This window comes from Pseudomonas mendocina (assembly GCF_900636545.1).
In the GTDB taxonomy this organism is placed as follows: domain Bacteria; phylum Pseudomonadota; class Gammaproteobacteria; order Pseudomonadales; family Pseudomonadaceae; genus Aquipseudomonas; species Aquipseudomonas mendocina.
This window is the reverse complement of record NZ_LR134290.1, coordinates 4,929,303-4,946,472: the sequence shown is the minus strand read 5'-3', so window position 1 is coordinate 4,946,472 and position 17,170 is coordinate 4,929,303. Positions and strand designations below refer to the sequence as shown.

Below are 17,170 nucleotides of genomic sequence, written 5' to 3'. Positions count from 1 at the left end.
CGCATCGCCCCCTTCCTGCGCCGACTCCGTATAATCCGCGCAACCCGCACGGAGACGCTTCGATGTACACCCGCCTGCTGCAATCGACCACTCGCCTGCACCCGCGAGCCTGGGACTTCATCCAGCTGATGCGCCTGGAGAAGCCCATCGGCATCTACCTGCTGCTGTGGCCGACCTTGTGGGCACTGTGGGTGGCGGCCGAAGGCGTGCCGAGCCTGAAGAACCTGTTCATCTTCGTTGTCGGCGTGATCCTCATGCGTGCCGCCGGTTGCGTGATCAACGACTACGCCGATCGCAACTTCGACGGCCATGTCAGCCGTACCCAGTTGCGCCCGCTGGCCAGTGGCAAGGTAAAGCCGCGCGAGGCGCTGGTGCTGTTCGCCGTGCTGGTGGCGATGAGCTTCGTGCTGGTGTTGTTCACCAACGCCACCACCATCTGGCTGTCATTCGGCGGCCTGGCCCTGGCCGCCTGCTATCCCTTCATGAAGCGCTACACCTTCTACCCGCAGGTGGTGCTCGGTGCGGCCTTTTCCTGGGGCATGCCGATGGCCTTCACTGCCGAGACCGGCAGCCTGCCGCCAGAAGCCTGGCTGCTGTACATCGCCAACCTGCTCTGGACCGTGGCCTACGACACCTACTACGCCATGGCCGACCGCGAGGACGACCTGAAGATCGGGGTGAAATCCACCGCCATCCTGTTCGGCGACGCCGACCGCCTGATCATCGCCAGCCTGCAGGGCCTGGCGTTGCTCTGCCTGCTGCTGGCTGGCGCACGTTTCGAGCTGGGCCTTTACTTCCACCTCGGCCTGCTGGTGGCCGCCGCCTGCTTCGCCTGGGAGTTCCACGTGACTCGCCGCCGCGAGCCATTGGTGTGCTTCAACGCCTTCCTGCACAACCACTGGGCAGGGCTGGCGATCTTCATCGGGATCGTGCTGGACTACGCATTGCGCTAGGCGCTGCCGCCTACCTGTCATATCGCTGCAATAATTCCGTTATCTAATGCGGCGCAGACAGAGAACGAATAGAGGCTAAGGCCCCATGGTTGGCAAGAACATCCTGATCGTCGATGACGAAGCACCGATCCGCGAGATGATCGCGGTGGCCCTGGAGATGGCCGGTTACGAGTGCCTGGAAGCAGAGAATACCCAGCAGGCTCATGCCGTTATCGTCGACCGCAAACCTGACCTGATCCTGCTCGACTGGATGCTGCCCGGCACCAGCGGCATCGAGTTGGCCCGGCGCCTCAAGCGTGACGAGCTGACCAGTGATATCCCGATCATCATGCTCACCGCCAAGGGCGAAGAGGACAACAAGATCCAGGGGCTGGAAGTCGGTGCCGACGACTACATCACCAAGCCTTTCTCGCCGCGTGAACTGGTGGCCCGCCTCAAGGCCGTGCTGCGCCGTGCCGGCCCCAGTGATGGCGAGGCGCCGATCGAAGTTGGCGGCCTGTTGCTCGACCCTATCAGTCATCGTGTAACCATCGACGGTAAACCGGCCGAGATGGGCCCGACCGAATATCGTCTGCTGCAGTTCTTCATGACCCATCAGGAGCGCGCCTACACCCGTGGCCAGCTGCTCGACCAGGTCTGGGGCGGCAACGTCTACGTCGAGGAGCGTACCGTCGATGTGCATATCCGCCGCCTGCGCAAGGCGCTCGGTGAGGCCTACGAAAACCTGGTACAAACCGTGCGCGGGACTGGGTATCGTTTCTCCACCAAGGGTTAATCGCTGGCGCGAATGTGCGCCAGCCGCTCGACAAGGATGCGCTCCATCGTGAATCAAGACTGGCGTGGTGCCGTTGTGCGCCGGCTGTTGCTGTTGATCGGCGCCTGCCTGCTGCTTGGCTTCATTACCGGGGAATACGCCTGGGTGCTGGCCTGTGGTCTGGGCATTCACCTGGCCTGGACCCTCAGTCAATTGCTGCGCCTGCATAAATGGCTGCGTGAGCACAAACCCGACGAGCCACCGCCGGATGGCTATGGCCTGTGGGGCGAGGTGTTCGACAGCATCTATCACCTGCAGCGCCGCAACCAGAAGGCTCGCGGCCGCCTGCAGGCAGTGATCGATCGTGTGCAGGAGTCCACTGCGGCGCTCAAGGACGCCGTGGTGATGCTCGACAGCCAGGGCAACCTGGAGTGGTGGAACCGCGCCGCCGAGACCCTGCTAGGTCTCAAGACGCCGCAGGACAGCGGCCAGCAACTGGCCAACCTGGTGCGCGACCCGCGTTTCAAGGAGTACTTCGAGCGCGGCAATTACGCCGATGCGCTGGAGATTCCTTCGCCGGTCAACGACCGCCGTCGCCTACAGTTCCACATCACTCGCTACGGCAACCGCGAGCACTTGCTGCTGGTGCGTGACGTCACCCGCCTGTATCAGCTGGAACAGATGCGCAAGGATTTCGTCGCCAACGTCTCCCACGAACTGCGCACGCCGCTGACGGTGATCGCCGGCTATCTGGAAACCCTGTTGGACAACGTCGAGGCGGTCAATCCGCGCTGGCTGCGAGCGTTGCAGCAGATGCAGCAACAGGGCGCGCGGATGCAGACCCTGCTCAACGATCTGCTGCTGTTGGCCAAGCTGGAAGCTACCGACTACCCCTCGGACAACCAGCCGGTAGCGGTCGACCTGATGCTGCTGTCGATCAAGAACGATGCCCAGGCACTGTCCGGCGACCAGTTGCATCGCATCAGCCTGGAGGCCGATGCACATCTCAAGCTCAAGGGTAGCGAGGCGGAGCTGCGCAGCGCCTTCTCCAACCTGGTGTTCAACGCCGTGAAGTACACTCCGGCCGGTGGCGATATCCGCATTCGCTGGTGGGGTGACGAGCAGGGTGCGCACCTGGCGGTCAGCGACACCGGCATGGGCATCGAGGCCAAGCATTTGCCTCGCCTGACCGAGCGTTTCTATCGGGTCGACTCCAGCCGTGCCAGCAACACCGGTGGCACTGGTTTAGGCCTGGCCATCGTCAAGCACGTGCTGTTGCGTCATCGGGGCAATCTGGAGATCAGCAGCGTTCTCGGCAAGGGCAGCACCTTCACCTGCCATTTCGCTGCGGCGCAGGTGGTGCAGCGCGCACGCTGAATGCTTGCATTCGCCGCGGCGAAGCTCCAACCTCTAGCGATCATTGGCTAATCCGAACCTTCATGGACCCCTCCACGAGTATTCCCGCTTCTGCCTACCTTGCCGATTTCGGCCTCATGCTGTTCGCCCTGTTCCTGGTTCTGCTCAACGGTTTCTTCGTCGCCGCGGAGTTCGCCATCGTGCGTCTGCGCGCGACCAAGGTCGATGCCCTGGCCGAGGCCCACGGCTGGCGCGGGCATATCCTGCGTACCGTACACAACCAGATGGACGCCTACCTATCGGCCTGCCAGCTGGGTATCACCCTGGCCTCGTTGGGCCTTGGCTGGGTCGGCGAGCCTGCTTTCGCCGAGTTGCTGACGCCGCTGCTGGTGGCGGTTGGCGTGGAGTCGCCGAAGCTGATTCACGGTATCGCCTTCTTCACCGCGTTCTCGATCATTTCCTACCTGCACATCGTCATCGGCGAGCTGGCTCCCAAGTCCTGGGCTATCCGCAAACCCGAGCTGCTGTCGCTATGGACGGCTGCGCCGCTGTACGCCTTCTACTGGCTGATGTACCCGGCGATCTTCGTGCTCAATGCCAGCGCCAATACCATTCTGCGCATCGCCGGGCAGGGCGAGCCTGGGCCGCACCACGAGCATCACTACAGCCGTGAGGAGCTCAAGCTGATCCTGCATTCCAGCCGCGCCAGTACCGACAACGATCAGGACCTGCGCGTGCTGGCTTCGGCGGTCGAACTGGGCGAACTGGAGGTGGTGGACTGGGCCAACTCGCGTGAAGACCTGATTTTCCTGGAACTCAACGCCAGCTTGGATCAGGTGTTCACCACCTTCCGCCGGCACAAGTACAGCCGCTACCCCATCTTTGACGAGAACAAGGGTGAGTTCGTCGGCGTGCTGCACATCAAGGACCTGCTGCTGCACCTGTCCCTGCTGGAGATGCTGCCGTCGGCACTGAAACTGGGCGACCTGATGCACCCGCTGGAGCGAGTCAGCCGGCACATGCCGCTGTCGCAGTTGCTCGAGCAGTTCCGTCAGGGTGGTGCGCACTTCGCCCTGGTCGAAGAGGCTGATGGCAAGGTGATCGGTTACCTGACCATGGAAGATGTGCTCGAAGCGCTGGTCGGCGATATTCAGGACGAGCATCGCAAGGCCGAGCGCGGCATTCTTGCCTACCAGCCGGGCAAGTTGCTGGTGCGTGGCGACACGCCGCTGGCCAAGGTCGAGCGCCTGCTGGGCGTCGACCTCGACCATATCGAGGCCGAGACGCTGGCCGGTTTGATCTACGAGACCCTCAAGCGCATGCCCGAGGAGGAGGAAGTGCTGGAAACCGATGGCCTGCGCATCATCATCAAGAAGATGAAAGGGCCGAAGGTGGTCCTCGCCAAGGTGGTCAAGCTGGACTGAGTCTGCAAGGCGCCAACAGATGGTGCCTCACTCGGCGAAGAGGCCAAAAAGCACTGTCCGCTTGGTCAGTATTTTCCCCGCAAAACCAGGCCCTTTCAGGGCCTGTTCAGTTTCGCGACCGCTCGTCAGGTTTGGCGAATCACTCCCTGCATCGACAGTCTAGGTACTTGCGTCCCATCTCCGGTGGGCGACGTTATCCACTCATTGCCAAGGAAATCGTCATGCAGCTGTCCAGCATAACCCCCAAAGCAACACTCGCCCTGTGCCTGGCGGGCGCCTCGCAGGCCTATGCAGACTCGGTCACCGACCCGATCTCCACCTTCGGTGTCATCGCTTCGCACAATCAGTACAAGCTCACCGTGGACGATGAAAGCGACAAGGAGCGCCTCAACCAGGGCGGCCTGTTCTACCACTTCGGTAACAAGCTGACCGGGCAGGAAGGCTTCATCTACCAGGCGGGCATCGAAGGCCAGTACCGTGACAAGGACGATGTGGAATACAAGTCTGCGCGTGCCGATATCGACCTTGGTCTGCGTGCGGCGCTGAGCACCAACAACTATGTCGACGTGATCGTCGGTGGCGGCTACGACTGGGGCCGTATCGAGCAGGACAACGTCGGCCCGTTCGACAGCAACGTCAAGCTGACCAGCAAATCGCCGTTCGCCAAGGCCGGGCTCGGTTATAACTACCTGACGCCGGACTACACCCTGCGTCTGGAGGTGGGCGCTCGCTACTCGATCAATTCCGAAGCGCGTCTGAAGGTCGATGGCGACAGTGATTCCGTAGACCTCAAGGACAAGGTCAATCCGTACGGCGAGCTGACCGTGCTGTGGAACAAGGGCATCAACAACCTGCCGATCAGCACCAGCCTGTACTACACCCAGACCCGCTATGAGCTCGACAGCAACAGCGCGATTGCCGAGCGCAGCAAGCTCAAGCAGGAGCAGGTCGGTCTGCGTGTCGGCCTGGCGTTCTAAGCCAAGTCGCCTTTGAAACCGCCCGCACTGTCGGGCGGTTCTCCCCTCACTGCTGTTCCCCGCAGCGCATTACCTACCCAACCTCTGGCTGGCATGCCGAGTCGCTTCTGGCCAGCTGCTGCCTGATCCAGTAGGGTGTGATTCCGCCACTTCGCCGCGAAGACCTGTCAGTTGACTGACTCGGCCTTGAGCGGCTGTGGCTGCGGCCGACTTCGAGCTTGTCGAGCGCCCCTGAATCCATGAATCAATGGTAACGGCCAGTAGGCCGTTGCGTCCTTTGTGTAGCGAGGAATCACAGCATGAGTGCACCTGTCGTCATCGTCGGGACCGGCTTGGCCGGCTACAACCTGGCCAAGGAATGGCGCAAGCTCGACACGCAGACGCCGTTGCTGCTGATTACCGCCGATGACGGCCGCTCCTACTCCAAGCCGATGCTGTCCACCGGCTTCGGCAAGAACAAGGATGCCGATGGCCTGGCCATGGCCGAAGCCGGGGCTATGGCCGAGCAGCTCAATGCAGAGATTCGCACCCATACTCGCATCACCGGCATCGACCCCGGCCACAAGCGGCTGTGGATCGGCGAGGAGGCCGTGGCGTATCGCGATCTGGTGCTGGCCTGGGGCGCCGAGCCGATTCGCATCCCGGTGGAAGGTGAAGCCCAGGATGCGGTATTCCCGATCAATGATCTGGAAGATTACGCGCGCTTTCGTAGCGCCGTGGCCGGTAAGCGTCGCGTGCTGATCCTCGGCGCCGGGCTGATCGGCTGCGAATTCGCCAACGACCTGACTGCCGGCGGCTATCAGGTCGAGTTGCTGGCGCCCTGCGAGCAGGTGATGCCGGGGCTGCTGCATCCGGCCGCGGCAGCGGCCGTCCAGGCTGGCCTGGAAGGTCTGGGCGTGCGTTTCCATCTCGGCCCGGTGCTGGCCAGCCTCGATCGCCAGGGTGATGCGCTGCAGGCGACGTTGTCCGATGGCAGCCTGGTTCCGTGCGATGCGGTGGTTTCCGCTGTGGGCCTGCGCCCGCGCACTGCACTCGCTGCGGCAGCCGGTCTCGACATCAACCGTGGCGTGATGGTCGACCGCCATCTGCGGACCTCGCACGCCAATATCTACGCTCTGGGTGATTGCGCCGAGGTCGATGGGCTCAACCTGCTCTACGTCATGCCGCTGATGGCTTGCGCCCGAGCGCTGGCCAAGACCCTGGCCGGCGAGCCGACGGCGGTCAGCTACGGGCCGATGCCGATAACGGTCAAGACGCCGGTATGTCCGCTGGTGGTTTCGCCGCCACCGCGCGGCAGTCAGGGAGAGTGGACGGTCGAAGGCAGTGGCAGCGACATCAAGGCGCTCTGCCGTGAGGCTTCCGGAGCCCTGCTCGGTTACGCGCTGACCGGCGCCGCAGTGCAGGAGAAACTGGCGTTGAACAAGGAATTACCCGCGCTGCTGGCATGATTGCCTGCCGTTCTGTCGGATACGCCACGAAATTGCCTGGTTAAAGTGGTGGGCGAGACTGGCGCAGCGCGATGCGGCATGCCATTCTCCCAAGGGTCTGCCGCAGCGCAGAGCTGTTGCGGCGCCTTGGGCGCTGTTCTGGAAGAACAGCACGGACACAACAACAAAAAACCGTCAAAGAGGCATCTATGCGTAAACCGGAACTCGCCGCCGCCATCGCCGAAAAGGCTGATCTGACCAAGGATCAGGCCAATCGTGTACTCAACGCCGTACTGGAAGAAATCACCGGTGCACTGAACCGCAAGGACAGTGTCACCCTGGTTGGCTTCGGTACTTTCGTCCAGCGCCATCGTGGCGCCCGTACGGGCAAGAACCCGCAAACCGGCCAACCGGTGAAGATCAAGGCCAGCAACACCGTGGCCTTCAAACCGGGCAAGTCCCTGAAAGACGCGGTCAACTGAGCCCGCTACCCGGAGCCGCTCGGCTCCGGGTTCCCGCTGCCACTATAGGCTGTCAAACGCGTTGTGCCCGCCGTGCTTTTGGCAGGCTGTAGTCTTGCAAGAAAACCACTACAATGCGCGGCCATCATCTTCGATCACGAGGGCCTGTGCATGAAATTTCGTTTTCTTCTGTGGATGCTGGGTCGCCTGATGGCCAAGGCCAGCCGTGAAAATCCAGCCTTCCGCCAGCAGCTCGAAGGTCGCGACATGGTCTTTCAACTGCACACCCTGGACGGCAAGGTTGCCCGCCATTTCATCGTGGCCGGTCAACGTGTCACCAGCAAGCGAGGTACTGCCAAGGAGCCTGCTTTCGCCCTTGGTTTCAAGGACGCGGCCTATGGCTTCGAGACCATGACTGCGAAGAACAAGCAGCTGGCTTTCATGCAGGGTATCCAGAACAAGGACATCCAGATCCAGGGCAATCCGGCACTGGTCATGTGGTTCCAGGGGCTGACCAAGTACCTGATGCCGAAGAAGAAGACCGAGGCCCCGAAAAAGGCTGCCTGATAAGCACCGATTCGCGTCGCGGCTGGCCGCGACGCTGCGCTTTGGTTAGGCTGCCAGGCATGTTCCTGTGGAAAGCCTGAGCATGCGCCTTTTCCTCCTGCCCCTGCTGTTGCTGGCCACCGCCACGGCGCGAGCCGAGCCGGCCTCCGCCAAAACCCTGCTGCCGTTATTCGAGCTGGCGGGTATCCATCTACTCTGCGAGCAGAGTGCGCCGTTGCTGCAGCGTGGTCAGGGTGATGCCGAACGGAAACGCCTTGCGCAACTGTTTGCGGGCGAGGCGTTCTGTCTCGATCTGGCTGAACGGGTCGGCTCCCGTTTCGATGCTACGCAAGCCGAGCAGGCTCATGAACGTCTCGACAGTCCGCTGGCGCAGCGCTTCACCGCTGCCGAGCGTGCAGTCGGTGAGCAACCCGATGGGCTGGCTGAATACCGCGAGCGGTTGCAGGCACAGCCGCCACGAGGCGCGCGTCATGATCTGGTCAAACGTCTTGATGCCGCTGCACGCACCACCGAACTGGCCAGCCTGCTGCGTTACGAAGTCGGCAAGACCCAGGCGCTGCTGGCACTAAGAGCGCGGGGGGAGAGCCTCAGCGAGGCCGAGTTGCAGGCGCAGACACAGAAGCAGGCTGAAGCCATACGCCAGTCCAGCGGGAAGGCGGTGGAAACCTTCATGTTCTATGCCTACCGGCAGATGCCCAGCGATCAGTTGGCGGAGTATGCGGCGCTATACGAGCACCCCAGCGTCAGCCAGCTGCTCACCGTCAGTCTGGAGGTGTTGCCGCAACTGTTCGCCGAGCGCCGCGAGCAGTTGCGCAAGACGGCGAGCCAGCCGTAATGACCGAGGTGGGCGCCTGTCAGTGCGGGTGCTGAAACTGCGCTGCGAGCTCGCGCAGTGCGACTTCGGCGCTGAGTACCTTGCTGACGGCATCCTCGGCTTTTTCCCGGCTCAGGCCCAAGGCCTCGAATAGCTCGTCCGGGATCTCGCTCTGAGGTCCGGCACCGATACCGCGGTTACGCAGCAGGCTGACGGCCAGGCACACCAGGTTGGGGAAGGCCGCGCTGTCGCCGGCATAGGACGGGTCGTGCTGGAAGCGCAGGGCGCTGGACAGCTCTTCAGGCATATCCCAGTGACGCATCAGCCAGGCGCCGATCTGCTCGCGGGTGATACCCAGCAGGTGCTGCTCGATATGGCTGTGCGAGAGATGCGGGTTGACTTCCAGATGGCGGCAGATCAACGAGAAGTGCGGCGGGAAGACGTGCGCCAGAACCAGGTAACCGAAGTTGTGCAGCAGACCGGCGAGGTAGGTCAGGCCGGCTTCCGGGCGCTGTGCGCGGGGCATGGCCCGTGTCAGTCCTTCGATCACCGCAGCGGTGTAGATCGCCTGTTGCCAGTAGGGCGTGGCGTGCTGGGGCTGGTCCTTGGGCAGACTCAGGGTCTTACCCAGCGCCAGGCCTAGCGCCAGGTTGATCACCAGATCGAAGCCCAGCACGCGGACGATGGCATCTTCCACCGAACGGATCTTGCCGGGCGCGGCGTAGTAGGGCGAGGCTGCCCAGCTGACCACCTGGGCAGCCAATGCCGGGTCGGTTTCGACCACTCCTGTGATGTCGTCCACCGTGGCGTTGGGATCGACCCGTAGCTTGATGATCTTCTGTGCGGTTTCCGGTAGTGGCGGAATCTCGATGGTTTCTTCCAGACGCTGCTGGATGCGCCGCGCGGTGAAGGCCTGCACGGCCTGGGTGATCTCCGCGCGGTCATCATGCGGGCGATCCAGGTTCGGCTTGATCGCGCTCACCGGCTCGCCGAAACGCGCCGCACTGGCCTTGCTGAGCAGCGTCTTGAAGGCTTCGGTGGGGACTTCCAGCAATACGCCGGGCTGGCCGGAATCGATCAGCAGGCTGGGTACCTGCAACAGGCGTTCTTCATACAGGCAGGGCGAACTGGTCAGCGGCGGCAAACCGGGCAGGGCGGCCAGATCGTGCTTGCCGAGCATGCGCTCCAGGCGCTCGGGTTTGACTGCGGTGAGCTGGCGCCCGGTCAGTTCCGCCAGGCGTGACAGATCCAGCAAGTGGCTGCGCGGGTAGAGCACCAGCAGGGCACCGACGGCATCGTCCACCAGCACGGCCTGCAGGCGCGCCTCGCTCGGCTGGCCCGGTCGCTCCGCACGCACCTGGTAGGGTACGGCGAGTTTCTCCAGCAATTGCACGATCACGGCGGGCGGTTGCGGAGTGGCGTTGGCGGCGAGGGCAGCTTCAGTCATATCGATATCCAGCGTTGGCGCATGTGCCTCGGAGTATAACCAGCGAGGATTTGCGCAATGGTTCGTGGCGACGGTTGTCCTGTGAACAGGTTCACACTTGACCGTATTGCTGGCCATGACGCAACCAGCGTTCCAACAATGGAGCCACATGTTGTGGCCAATGTTCCAAAAGTGCCTGTGCGGCATCGCGAACTGCAGGCAGCAGATCGGCGTCGCGCATCAGGTCGGCGACCTTGAACTGCAGCAGACCGGTCTGCCGGGTACCGAGCATTTCACCGGGGCCGCGCAGTTCCAGATCCTTCTCGGCGATAACGAAGCCATCGGTGGTTTCACGCATGATCGCCAGGCGTTCGCGGCCGAGCTGCGACAGCGGTGCGTGGTAGAGCAGCACGCAGTGGCTGGCTGCACTGCCCCGACCAACCCGGCCGCGCAACTGGTGCAGCTGGGCCAGGCCAAGGCGCTCGGGGTTTTCGATGATCATCAGGCTGGCGTTGGGGACATCGACGCCCACCTCGATTACCGTGGTTGCCACCAGCAGCTGCAATCTGCCCTGCTTGAATTCTTCCATCACTGCGGCCTTTTCGGCCGGTTTCATGCGCCCGTGGATCAGCCCGACGCGCAGCTCGCCAAGTGCGGCGGACAGCTCCTCGTAGCTGGTTTCCGCAGCCTGGCAGGTCAGTTCCTCTGACTCTTCGATCAGCGTGCACACCCAGTAGGCCTGGCGACCCTGCTGGCAGGCGTTGCGCACGCGCTCGACCACCTCGATGCGGCGGCTGTCGGCGATCACCAGGGTATTGACCGGTGTACGTCCCGGCGGCAGCTCGTCGAGAATCGAGGTATCCAGATCGGCGTAGGCGCTCATCGCCAGGGTGCGTGGGATAGGTGTGGCGGTCATGATCAGCTGATGCGGGCTCAAGCGCCCGTCGATGCCTTTCTGGCGCAAGGCCAGGCGTTGCTGCACGCCGAAGCGGTGCTGCTCGTCGATGATCACGAGGGCCAGGCGTTTGAACTTCACCTCGTCCTGGAACAGGGCATGGGTGCCGACCACCATCGGGCAACCAGCGGCGATCTGATCCAGTGCGGCGGCGCGGGCCTTGCCCTTGAGCTTGCCGGCCAGCCAGGCCACTTCCAGGCCAAGCGGTGCCAGCCATTTGCTGAAGTTGAGGAAGTGCTGCTCGGCGAGAATTTCGGTGGGCGCCATCAATGCCACCTGGTAGCCGGCCTCCAGCGCCTGCAATGCAGCCAGGGCGGCGACCACCGTCTTGCCGGCACCGACGTCGCCCTGCACCAGGCGCAGCATCGGCTCGCTTTGCGCCAGGTCATAGGCGATCTCGGCACCGACGCGCTGCTGCGCGCCGGTGGGGGCGAAGCCGAGGTTGGCAAGGTATTGCTGCGGCAGCTTCTTCGCTGGCGGCAGCGCCGGCGCCTGTTGCGCGCGCACCTGTTCGCGCAGGCGCTGCAGGGACAGCTGATGGGTCAGCAATTCCTCGAAGGCCAGGCGGTGTTGCGCCCAGTGACGGCCCTCGGCGAGTTCTTCGACATCGGCGTCCGGCGGCGGGCGATGCAGATAACGGATGGCCTCATCCAAAGGCGCCAGGCGATAGTCGCGGGCCAGCTCGTCAGGCAGCCAGTCTGGCAGGCTGCGCGGGCCGAGCCTCGCCAATGCCTGCTGGCTTAGCTGGCGCAGGCGTTGCTGGGTCAGGCCTTCGGTGGTCGGATAGATGGGCGTCAGGCTCTGCTCCACCGGGGCCGGCTCGTCGCCGCTCTGCGCGCGATACTCCGGGTGATAGATCTCCAGGCCGGTGGCGCCGGGGCGCACTTCGCCATAGCAGCGCAGCGCCGTGCCGCGTTTGAGCCCTTCCTTCTGCGCCTGGCTGAAATGGAAGAAGCGCAGGCTCAGCGTGCCACTGCCGTCCTGCAGACGCACCAGCAGGCTGCGCCGCCGGCCCATGACCACGTCGGCACCGGCAACGATGCCCTCGACCACCGCATCCTGCCCGGGTCGCAGGGCGCCAATGGGGGTGATGCGGGTGCGATCCTGATAGCGCAGCGGCAGGTGGAACAGCACATCCTGCAGGTTTTCCAGGCCGACCTTGGCCAGTTTTTCCGCCAGCGCGGCGCCTACGCCTTTCAGCGCGGTGACGGGAACCGCTGACAGCTCGCTCACTTCCGGCCTCAGGCGCTCTTGGTCTGCGGGCTGCGGGCGACCGAGCAGAGGCGGATGGAGTCGGCCAGTACTTCGATGGCGTTGGGCCGCGGGAAGCTGGCGCGCCAGGCGATGGCCACGGTGCGGAACGGCACCGGCGCGCTGAGCGGACGCACTTCGATCACGCCTGGCGCGTAGTGGTGGCTGTCCACCGCCGAGAACGGCAGGATCGACACGCCCAGGCCGGAGGCGACCATATGGCGGATAGTCTCCAGCGAGCTGGATTCCACCGTGGTGTGCTTGCCGTGGTCGTCACCGCCCTTGCGCAGAGTGGGGCAGGCTTCCAGCACCTGGTCGCGGAAGCAGTGGCCTTCGCCGAGCAGCAGCAGGCTCTTGTCGTTGAGCAGCTTGGTGTCGATGGTATCCATCGCCGCCCAGGGGTGGCCGGCTGGCAGCAGCGCGTAGAAGGGCTCGTCGTACAGTGGCTTGGTCAGGACATCGGCCTCCTGGAACGGCAGGGCGATGATGATGGCGTCCAGCTCACCGGTACGCAGTTTGTCGCGCAGGATGTGGGTGAAGTTTTCCTCGATGTACAGCGGCATGTCCGGTGCGACCCGGTGCAACTGCGGAATCAGGTGCGGGAACAAGTAGGGGCCAACGGTGTAGATGGCGCCGATCTTCAGCGGCGCAGCCAACTGGTTCTTGCCTGCCTGGGCCAGTTCGCGAATGCCCTGGGCCTGCTCCAGCACCTTCTGTGCCTGGGTGACAATGCCCTCACCGACCGGTGTCAGACGTACGGCGCTCTTGCTGCGTTCGAAGATCAGCACACCGAGCTCGTCCTCCAGCTTCTTCACGCCGACCGACAAGGTCGGCTGGCTGACGTGGCAGCGCTCGGCGGCGCGGCCGAAATGCTGTTCCTGAGCGAGGGTGACGATATAACGCAGTTCGGTGAGGGTCATAGTGTTTATCCATTAAGTTGCCGCCAAGCATAGCCTTTGCAAACAGATGAACCAACCGCGCTAATAGGCTGTTGTAAAACTATCTCTACTTTTGCGTTTGCGTCGCCCCATCTTCAGCATCCATGCGGCCCGCCGACCGCTTCGCCGAAGCCTGCAAGCGGCCTGTTACACTGCGCCGTCGCATAGGAGTCATGGAGAAGAGCATGTCGGGATGCAACAGCCTGCTGATCGCCGGGTGCGGGGACGTCGGTACCCGTCTTGGCCTGCGTATGGCCGAACAGGGCTGGCGCGTAATGGGCATGCGCCGCAACGTGGCTGCGTTGCCTGCTGCCATCGAACCGCTGGCAGGTGATCTGCATGCCGACGTCTGTCCGCCGGATTGGCCACAAGGGCCGCTGGATTATCTGGTGTACTGCGCGGCGGCCATCCAGCATGACGAGGCGGGTTACCGCGCCGCTTATGTCGATGGTCTGCGCCGCGTGCTGGGCTGGCTGGCGCAGCATGGCCAGCGACCACGGCGCATTCTGTTCGCCTCCAGTAGCGGCGTGTATGGGCAGCAGGAGGGCGAGTGGATCGACGAGGACTCTCCGGCCGAAGCCCAGAGTTTTTCCGCCGTGATCATGCGTGAGGCCGAGTGCGTCGCGCTGGAAAGTGGCCTGTCGGCGACCACGGTGCGCCTGACCGGCCTCTACGGTCCAGGTCGCGAATGGCTGCTGAGCCAGGTACGCGGTGGCTATCGGGTCAGCGAGACGCCGCCGTTGTACGGCAATCGCATTCATGTCGATGATGCCGCCGGTCTGTTCGCCACGCTGTTGCAGGCAGACGTTGTCGGTAAGCCATTGGCCGATTGCTATCTGGGCGTCGATGACGAGCCGGCGCCACTGCACGAAGTAGTCGCTTGGCTGCGTGAGCAGTTAGGCGTCAGCCACTGGAGTGACGAACAGCGCGTGCGCCGAGCCGGCAGCAAGCGTTGCAGCAATGCCCGCGCCCGTGCGCTGGGTTGGGCGCCGCAGTATCCCAGCTACCGCGAGGGCTACGCGGCGATCCTCGCCGAGCGCTGAAATGGATGCCAACAGCCTGCTGGCCAAGCCGTGGTTGCCGGGCGTCGAGCTGTTTCATGCCGATTTCTCCGGGCAGGCGTTTGGCCGTCACAGCCATGATGCCTTCGCGATCGGTGCCATCGTACAGGGCGTCGGGGGCTATCAATGTCGTGGCCAGCGCTATGCGCTGCCTGCCGGCACCTTGTCGCTGATGAATCCCGAGGAGCCGCATACCGGGCACGCCGAGTCTGCGCGAGTGGTCTATCGCATGCTCTATATCGAAGAGTCGCGTTTGCCCGCGCTGCTCGGCCGCAAGCGTCAGCCCGGCGGCTTTCGCGAACTCAATCCGGCCGATGATGGGCTGGTGGCGCTCAGCCTGGCGCGCTTGGCGGGTGCTTTCGAGTGCAGCGATGTGCTGGCGCTGGAAAGTGAGCTTCTGGCTCTTCTGGAGCTGGTGTTCGTGCGTCACGGCGGCTTGCGCCAGGCACGGCCGGCATCACGCGACAGCGGAGTGACGGCTTATTTGCGCGATTACCTCGAAGCCCACTACACCGAGGCCGTCAGCCTGGAGCATCTGGCCGCTCTGGTACAGCGGCACCCGCGACACCTGATCGAGGTTTTTCGCCGCGCCTATGGCGTGCCGCCCCACACTTACCTGCTGCAGCGCCGGGTGCGTGAGGCCAAGCGCAGGTTGATGCAGGGGCAGGCGCTGGCCGAGGTGGCGCTGGAGCTGGGCTTCTATGACCAGGCGCATTTCAACGGCGTGTTTCGCCGCTTCACCGGGGTCACTCCGGGACGCTTTCGCACGCTGGCTAAGGGGTAAGGCCACTGCACTGCAGCACGAAGTCGCGGCGCTGCGCCAGGCTCATCCGCGGTACCTCGATGAGTTGATAACCGGCTTCTACATAAACCTTACGCATCACCCTGCAGGTTCGTTCGGCCTCGGCCGCATCCTGGCGGCGCTCGCTGTCGTTGCAGTAAATCTGCGGCCAGTGCGGCAGCAGGAACACCTGTCGGTGATAACGCAATTGGCGCACCGCCTGCAGCAGATGTTGGCCGACTGGCAGGTCGTTTAGGCGCAGGTAGCCGATGATATCGACCAGACTGCGGTCGAAGAACACCGGCCCCTTCATCGCCAGCGCCTGGCGATGAGCCCTGAGCTCCCAGGCCAGCATCAGCTCGGCGAACAGGCTCGGGTCGCGCCAGGGAAGCCCCAGGCCGGCGATGGACTGCTGGTCGCGGATGATCGCCCGACCGGCTTCCTCGGCGACGCAGTGGCCCGCCTGGGACAGGGCTGCCAGCAAGCAGCTCTTGCCGCTGCCCGGGCCGCCGGTGAGAACGTGCAAAGCTGGGTCACAGGGCATGTGCTGGGTTCCTCTGAGTTTTTTCCAATACATCCATACCGGTAGTTGCTGACACTGCCTCCGCCAAACGGAGGTCCCATGTTCGCGCTGTTTATGCTGGTTGCCGGTACCCATTTCGCTGCCTTGCTGTCGCCGGGGCCGGACTTTTTTCTGTTGATTCGTACTGCGCTGACGAAGGGGCGGCGCCAGGCCTACGGTTGTGCCTGCGGTATCGCCCTGGCCAACCTGTTGAGCATGTTGCTGGTGCTGAGCGTCATGGCGTTGTTGCCTGCCGAAGGCAGCTGGCTGTGGCGCGGCTTACAGGTCGTCGGCGGCCTGTATTTCGCCTGGATAGGCCTGCAGGCACTGGCTTCGCAGCGCGAGTTGGTGTTGCCGCAGGGCGATCAGCCGAAGCTGGGCGGGGTGTGGAAAGGCATGCGCCAGGGGCTTCTGGCCAGCAGCCTCAATCCCAAATTGCCGCTGTTCTATGCCGGTCTGTTTGGGGTGTTGCGTGAGTCCGCGATGCCTGCGTGGGGGCTGGGCCTGGCGATGCTATGGATGACCCTGGTGGTGCTGCTCTGGGATCTGGCGCTGGTGCGCCTGCTCGATCAGGCGCACTGGCGGGGTTGGTTGCAGCGGCATGTGCGCTGGCTGGATCGCGGCTGTGGCGGCTTGCTGCTGGCGCTGGGTGCGTGGCTTTTGCTGGGTGCCGTGTAGCGTGGCGCCGCTTCTCTGCGGGGCGGCACATTGTGATCAGCGGCGCTTGAGCAACCAGCGCTGCGGGCCGGGTTGGTACTCGGGCATCTCGTCGAACTGAGCGCGGTTCTGCGCTTCGAAGATGCGCAACTGATTGCCTTCATGCACGAATAGCCACGGGCTGCCCTGGTCGCCAGCCTGCAACCAGATGCTGTCATGTTCTCCGCTCATGGCGGCGCAATCACCTGCCAGGCACAAGGCGAAGCGTTCGGCGCCAGGCAGCCCCTGAACCTGACCGTCGCTGTTGAAGCGCACCAGGCCGCCCTGGCCGAGGCCTTCTTCGATCAGCCAATCACCGCCCAGGTAGTCGCGGTACAACGCCTGTTCGAAGCTGCCGCCCAGCGGTTTGGGTTCGCCGGATGTGCGGGTGAAGTGCTGCTCGGGCCAATAACCGCTGGCGATCTGAACCAACTCGCCGTTCTGGATGGAGAGCTGCTCCTTGTAGTCGCCATAAAAGGTCACCTGCCAGCGGCCTTCACCCGCGCCCTGCAGCTTGCCCTCGGCCAGTTCGAAGCCATTGCTGTAGCTGGCCTGGTGCTGTTCGGGGGCGATATGCCATTCGAGGTTGGGGCCATAGGCGAGCAGGGCTTCACGCAGGCGACCGCTTTCGCGCGCGGCATCGATGGCTGCCTGGTTGATCCAGGTTCCGCTCGGGTCGTTGTTCGGCGTACTGGCGCAGCCTGCTAGGACGGAGCTGCACAGCAACAGGGCGATCAGGCGCATGATGATCTCCGCACGGGGAGCAG

General features: G+C 63.7%; 17 protein-coding genes. 12 read left to right on the top strand and 5 right to left on the bottom strand.

The genetic code is table 11. The features are described from left to right. The first annotated feature begins 62 nt into the window (after positions 1–62). The 9 genes from ubiA (at position 63) to EL191_RS23180 (ending at position 8,754) form a co-directional block, all read left to right on the top strand. Positions 63–953, top strand: coding sequence for a 4-hydroxybenzoate octaprenyltransferase (gene ubiA / locus EL191_RS23220; RefSeq protein ID WP_013717776.1), 891 nt, complete (start codon positions 63–65; stop codon positions 951–953). An 85-nt stretch (positions 954–1,038) separates the two neighbouring features. Continuing rightward, on the top strand, positions 1,039–1,728 hold the full coding sequence (gene phoB, locus EL191_RS23215; RefSeq protein WP_013717775.1) for a phosphate regulon transcriptional regulator PhoB: 690 nt from the start codon (positions 1,039–1,041) through the stop codon (positions 1,726–1,728). Between the two features lie 48 nt (positions 1,729–1,776). Further along, complete coding sequence (gene phoR, locus EL191_RS23210) at positions 1,777–3,084, top strand: phosphate regulon sensor histidine kinase PhoR (protein WP_013717774.1); 1,308 nt, start codon at positions 1,777–1,779, stop codon at positions 3,082–3,084. Positions 3,085–3,146: 62 nt separating this feature from the next. After that, positions 3,147–4,487 carry a hemolysin family protein gene (locus EL191_RS23205; RefSeq protein WP_041980419.1) on the top strand — a complete coding sequence of 447 codons (1,341 nt, stop codon included), beginning with the start codon at positions 3,147–3,149 and terminating at the stop codon, positions 4,485–4,487. A gap of 221 nt (positions 4,488–4,708) precedes the next feature. Beyond that, on the top strand, positions 4,709–5,464 hold the full coding sequence (locus EL191_RS23200; RefSeq protein WP_013717772.1) for an outer membrane beta-barrel protein: 756 nt from the start codon (positions 4,709–4,711) through the stop codon (positions 5,462–5,464). Between the two features lie 299 nt (positions 5,465–5,763). Next, a complete protein-coding gene (locus tag EL191_RS23195; RefSeq protein WP_041980418.1) occupies positions 5,764–6,912 on the top strand; it encodes an NAD(P)/FAD-dependent oxidoreductase in 1,149 nt (382 codons plus the stop codon). Positions 6,913–7,100: 188 nt separating this feature from the next. Beyond that, positions 7,101–7,373, top strand: a complete 273-nt coding sequence (locus EL191_RS23190) for an HU family DNA-binding protein (protein ID WP_003242571.1) — start codon at positions 7,101–7,103, stop codon at positions 7,371–7,373. Positions 7,374–7,523: 150 nt separating this feature from the next. After that, positions 7,524–7,919, top strand: a complete 396-nt coding sequence (locus EL191_RS23185) for a hypothetical protein (RefSeq protein WP_013717769.1) — start codon at positions 7,524–7,526, stop codon at positions 7,917–7,919. Between the two features lie 82 nt (positions 7,920–8,001). Continuing rightward, positions 8,002–8,754, top strand: a complete 753-nt coding sequence (locus EL191_RS23180; RefSeq protein WP_174447368.1) for a hypothetical protein — start codon at positions 8,002–8,004, stop codon at positions 8,752–8,754. 19 nt (positions 8,755–8,773) lie between these two features. On the opposite strand, the gene EL191_RS23175 is transcribed toward EL191_RS23180, so the two are convergent. From EL191_RS23175 to EL191_RS23165, 3 genes are all read right to left on the bottom strand, one after another. After that, on the bottom strand, positions 8,774–10,180 hold the full coding sequence (locus tag EL191_RS23175; RefSeq protein ID WP_013717767.1) for an aminoacyl-tRNA deacylase and HDOD domain-containing protein: 1,407 nt from the start codon (positions 10,178–10,180) through the stop codon (positions 8,774–8,776). A 91-nt stretch (positions 10,181–10,271) separates the two neighbouring features. Further along, a complete protein-coding gene (recG, locus tag EL191_RS23170; protein ID WP_017360511.1) occupies positions 10,272–12,347 on the bottom strand; it encodes an ATP-dependent DNA helicase RecG in 2,076 nt (691 codons plus the stop codon). 8 nt (positions 12,348–12,355) lie between these two features. After that, entirely contained in the window at positions 12,356–13,285 is a 930-nt protein-coding gene (locus EL191_RS23165; protein WP_003464616.1) for a hydrogen peroxide-inducible genes activator, read from the bottom strand. 203 nt (positions 13,286–13,488) lie between these two features. Between EL191_RS23165 and EL191_RS23160 the strand changes: the two genes are divergently transcribed. Both EL191_RS23160 and EL191_RS23155 read left to right on the top strand, forming a co-directional pair. Then, positions 13,489–14,346 (top strand): NAD-dependent epimerase/dehydratase family protein, encoded by an 858-nt coding sequence (locus tag EL191_RS23160; protein WP_041980415.1) that lies wholly within the window; start codon positions 13,489–13,491, stop codon positions 14,344–14,346. A gap of 1 nt (position 14,347) precedes the next feature. Then, on the top strand, positions 14,348–15,148 hold the full coding sequence (locus EL191_RS23155) for a helix-turn-helix domain-containing protein (protein ID WP_041980414.1): 801 nt from the start codon (positions 14,348–14,350) through the stop codon (positions 15,146–15,148). Here EL191_RS23155 and EL191_RS23150 read toward each other — a convergent pair. Then, a complete protein-coding gene (locus EL191_RS23150) occupies positions 15,138–15,689 on the bottom strand; it encodes an AAA family ATPase (RefSeq protein ID WP_041980413.1) in 552 nt (183 codons plus the stop codon). The two genes, EL191_RS23155 and EL191_RS23150, sit on opposite strands and share 11 nt — an antisense overlap. Positions 15,690–15,767: 78 nt before the next feature. On the opposite strand from EL191_RS23150, the gene EL191_RS23145 reads away from it, so the two are divergent. Beyond that, entirely contained in the window at positions 15,768–16,385 is a 618-nt protein-coding gene (locus tag EL191_RS23145; protein WP_041980411.1) for a LysE family translocator, read from the top strand. 36 nt (positions 16,386–16,421) lie between these two features. Here EL191_RS23145 and EL191_RS23140 read toward each other — a convergent pair whose 3' ends face one another. Further along, positions 16,422–17,147, bottom strand: coding sequence for a hypothetical protein (locus EL191_RS23140; protein WP_017360505.1), 726 nt, complete (start codon positions 17,145–17,147; stop codon positions 16,422–16,424). Positions 17,148–17,170: the final 23 nt, after the last annotated feature.

Coding starts and splice junctions, on each gene's coding strand:
- ubiA (WP_013717776.1), top strand. CDS start 63: ATGTACACCCGCCTGCTGCAATCGACCACTCGCCTGCACCCGCGAGCC.
- phoB (WP_013717775.1), top strand. CDS start 1,039: ATGGTTGGCAAGAACATCCTGATCGTCGATGACGAAGCACCGATCCGC.
- EL191_RS23205 (WP_041980419.1), top strand. CDS start 3,147: ATGGACCCCTCCACGAGTATTCCCGCTTCTGCCTACCTTGCCGATTTC.
- EL191_RS23200 (WP_013717772.1), top strand. CDS start 4,709: ATGCAGCTGTCCAGCATAACCCCCAAAGCAACACTCGCCCTGTGCCTG.
- EL191_RS23195 (WP_041980418.1), top strand. CDS start 5,764: ATGAGTGCACCTGTCGTCATCGTCGGGACCGGCTTGGCCGGCTACAAC.
- EL191_RS23190 (WP_003242571.1), top strand. CDS start 7,101: ATGCGTAAACCGGAACTCGCCGCCGCCATCGCCGAAAAGGCTGATCTG.
- EL191_RS23185 (WP_013717769.1), top strand. CDS start 7,524: ATGAAATTTCGTTTTCTTCTGTGGATGCTGGGTCGCCTGATGGCCAAG.
- EL191_RS23180 (WP_174447368.1), top strand. CDS start 8,002: ATGCGCCTTTTCCTCCTGCCCCTGCTGTTGCTGGCCACCGCCACGGCG.
- EL191_RS23175 (WP_013717767.1), bottom strand. CDS start 10,180: ATGACTGAAGCTGCCCTCGCCGCCAACGCCACTCCGCAACCGCCCGCC.
- EL191_RS23165 (WP_003464616.1), bottom strand. CDS start 13,285: ATGACCCTCACCGAACTGCGTTATATCGTCACCCTCGCTCAGGAACAG.
- EL191_RS23160 (WP_041980415.1), top strand. CDS start 13,489: ATGTCGGGATGCAACAGCCTGCTGATCGCCGGGTGCGGGGACGTCGGT.
- EL191_RS23155 (WP_041980414.1), top strand. CDS start 14,348: ATGGATGCCAACAGCCTGCTGGCCAAGCCGTGGTTGCCGGGCGTCGAG.
- EL191_RS23150 (WP_041980413.1), bottom strand. CDS start 15,689: ATGCCCTGTGACCCAGCTTTGCACGTTCTCACCGGCGGCCCGGGCAGC.
- EL191_RS23145 (WP_041980411.1), top strand. CDS start 15,768: ATGTTCGCGCTGTTTATGCTGGTTGCCGGTACCCATTTCGCTGCCTTG.
- EL191_RS23140 (WP_017360505.1), bottom strand. CDS start 17,147: ATGCGCCTGATCGCCCTGTTGCTGTGCAGCTCCGTCCTAGCAGGCTGC.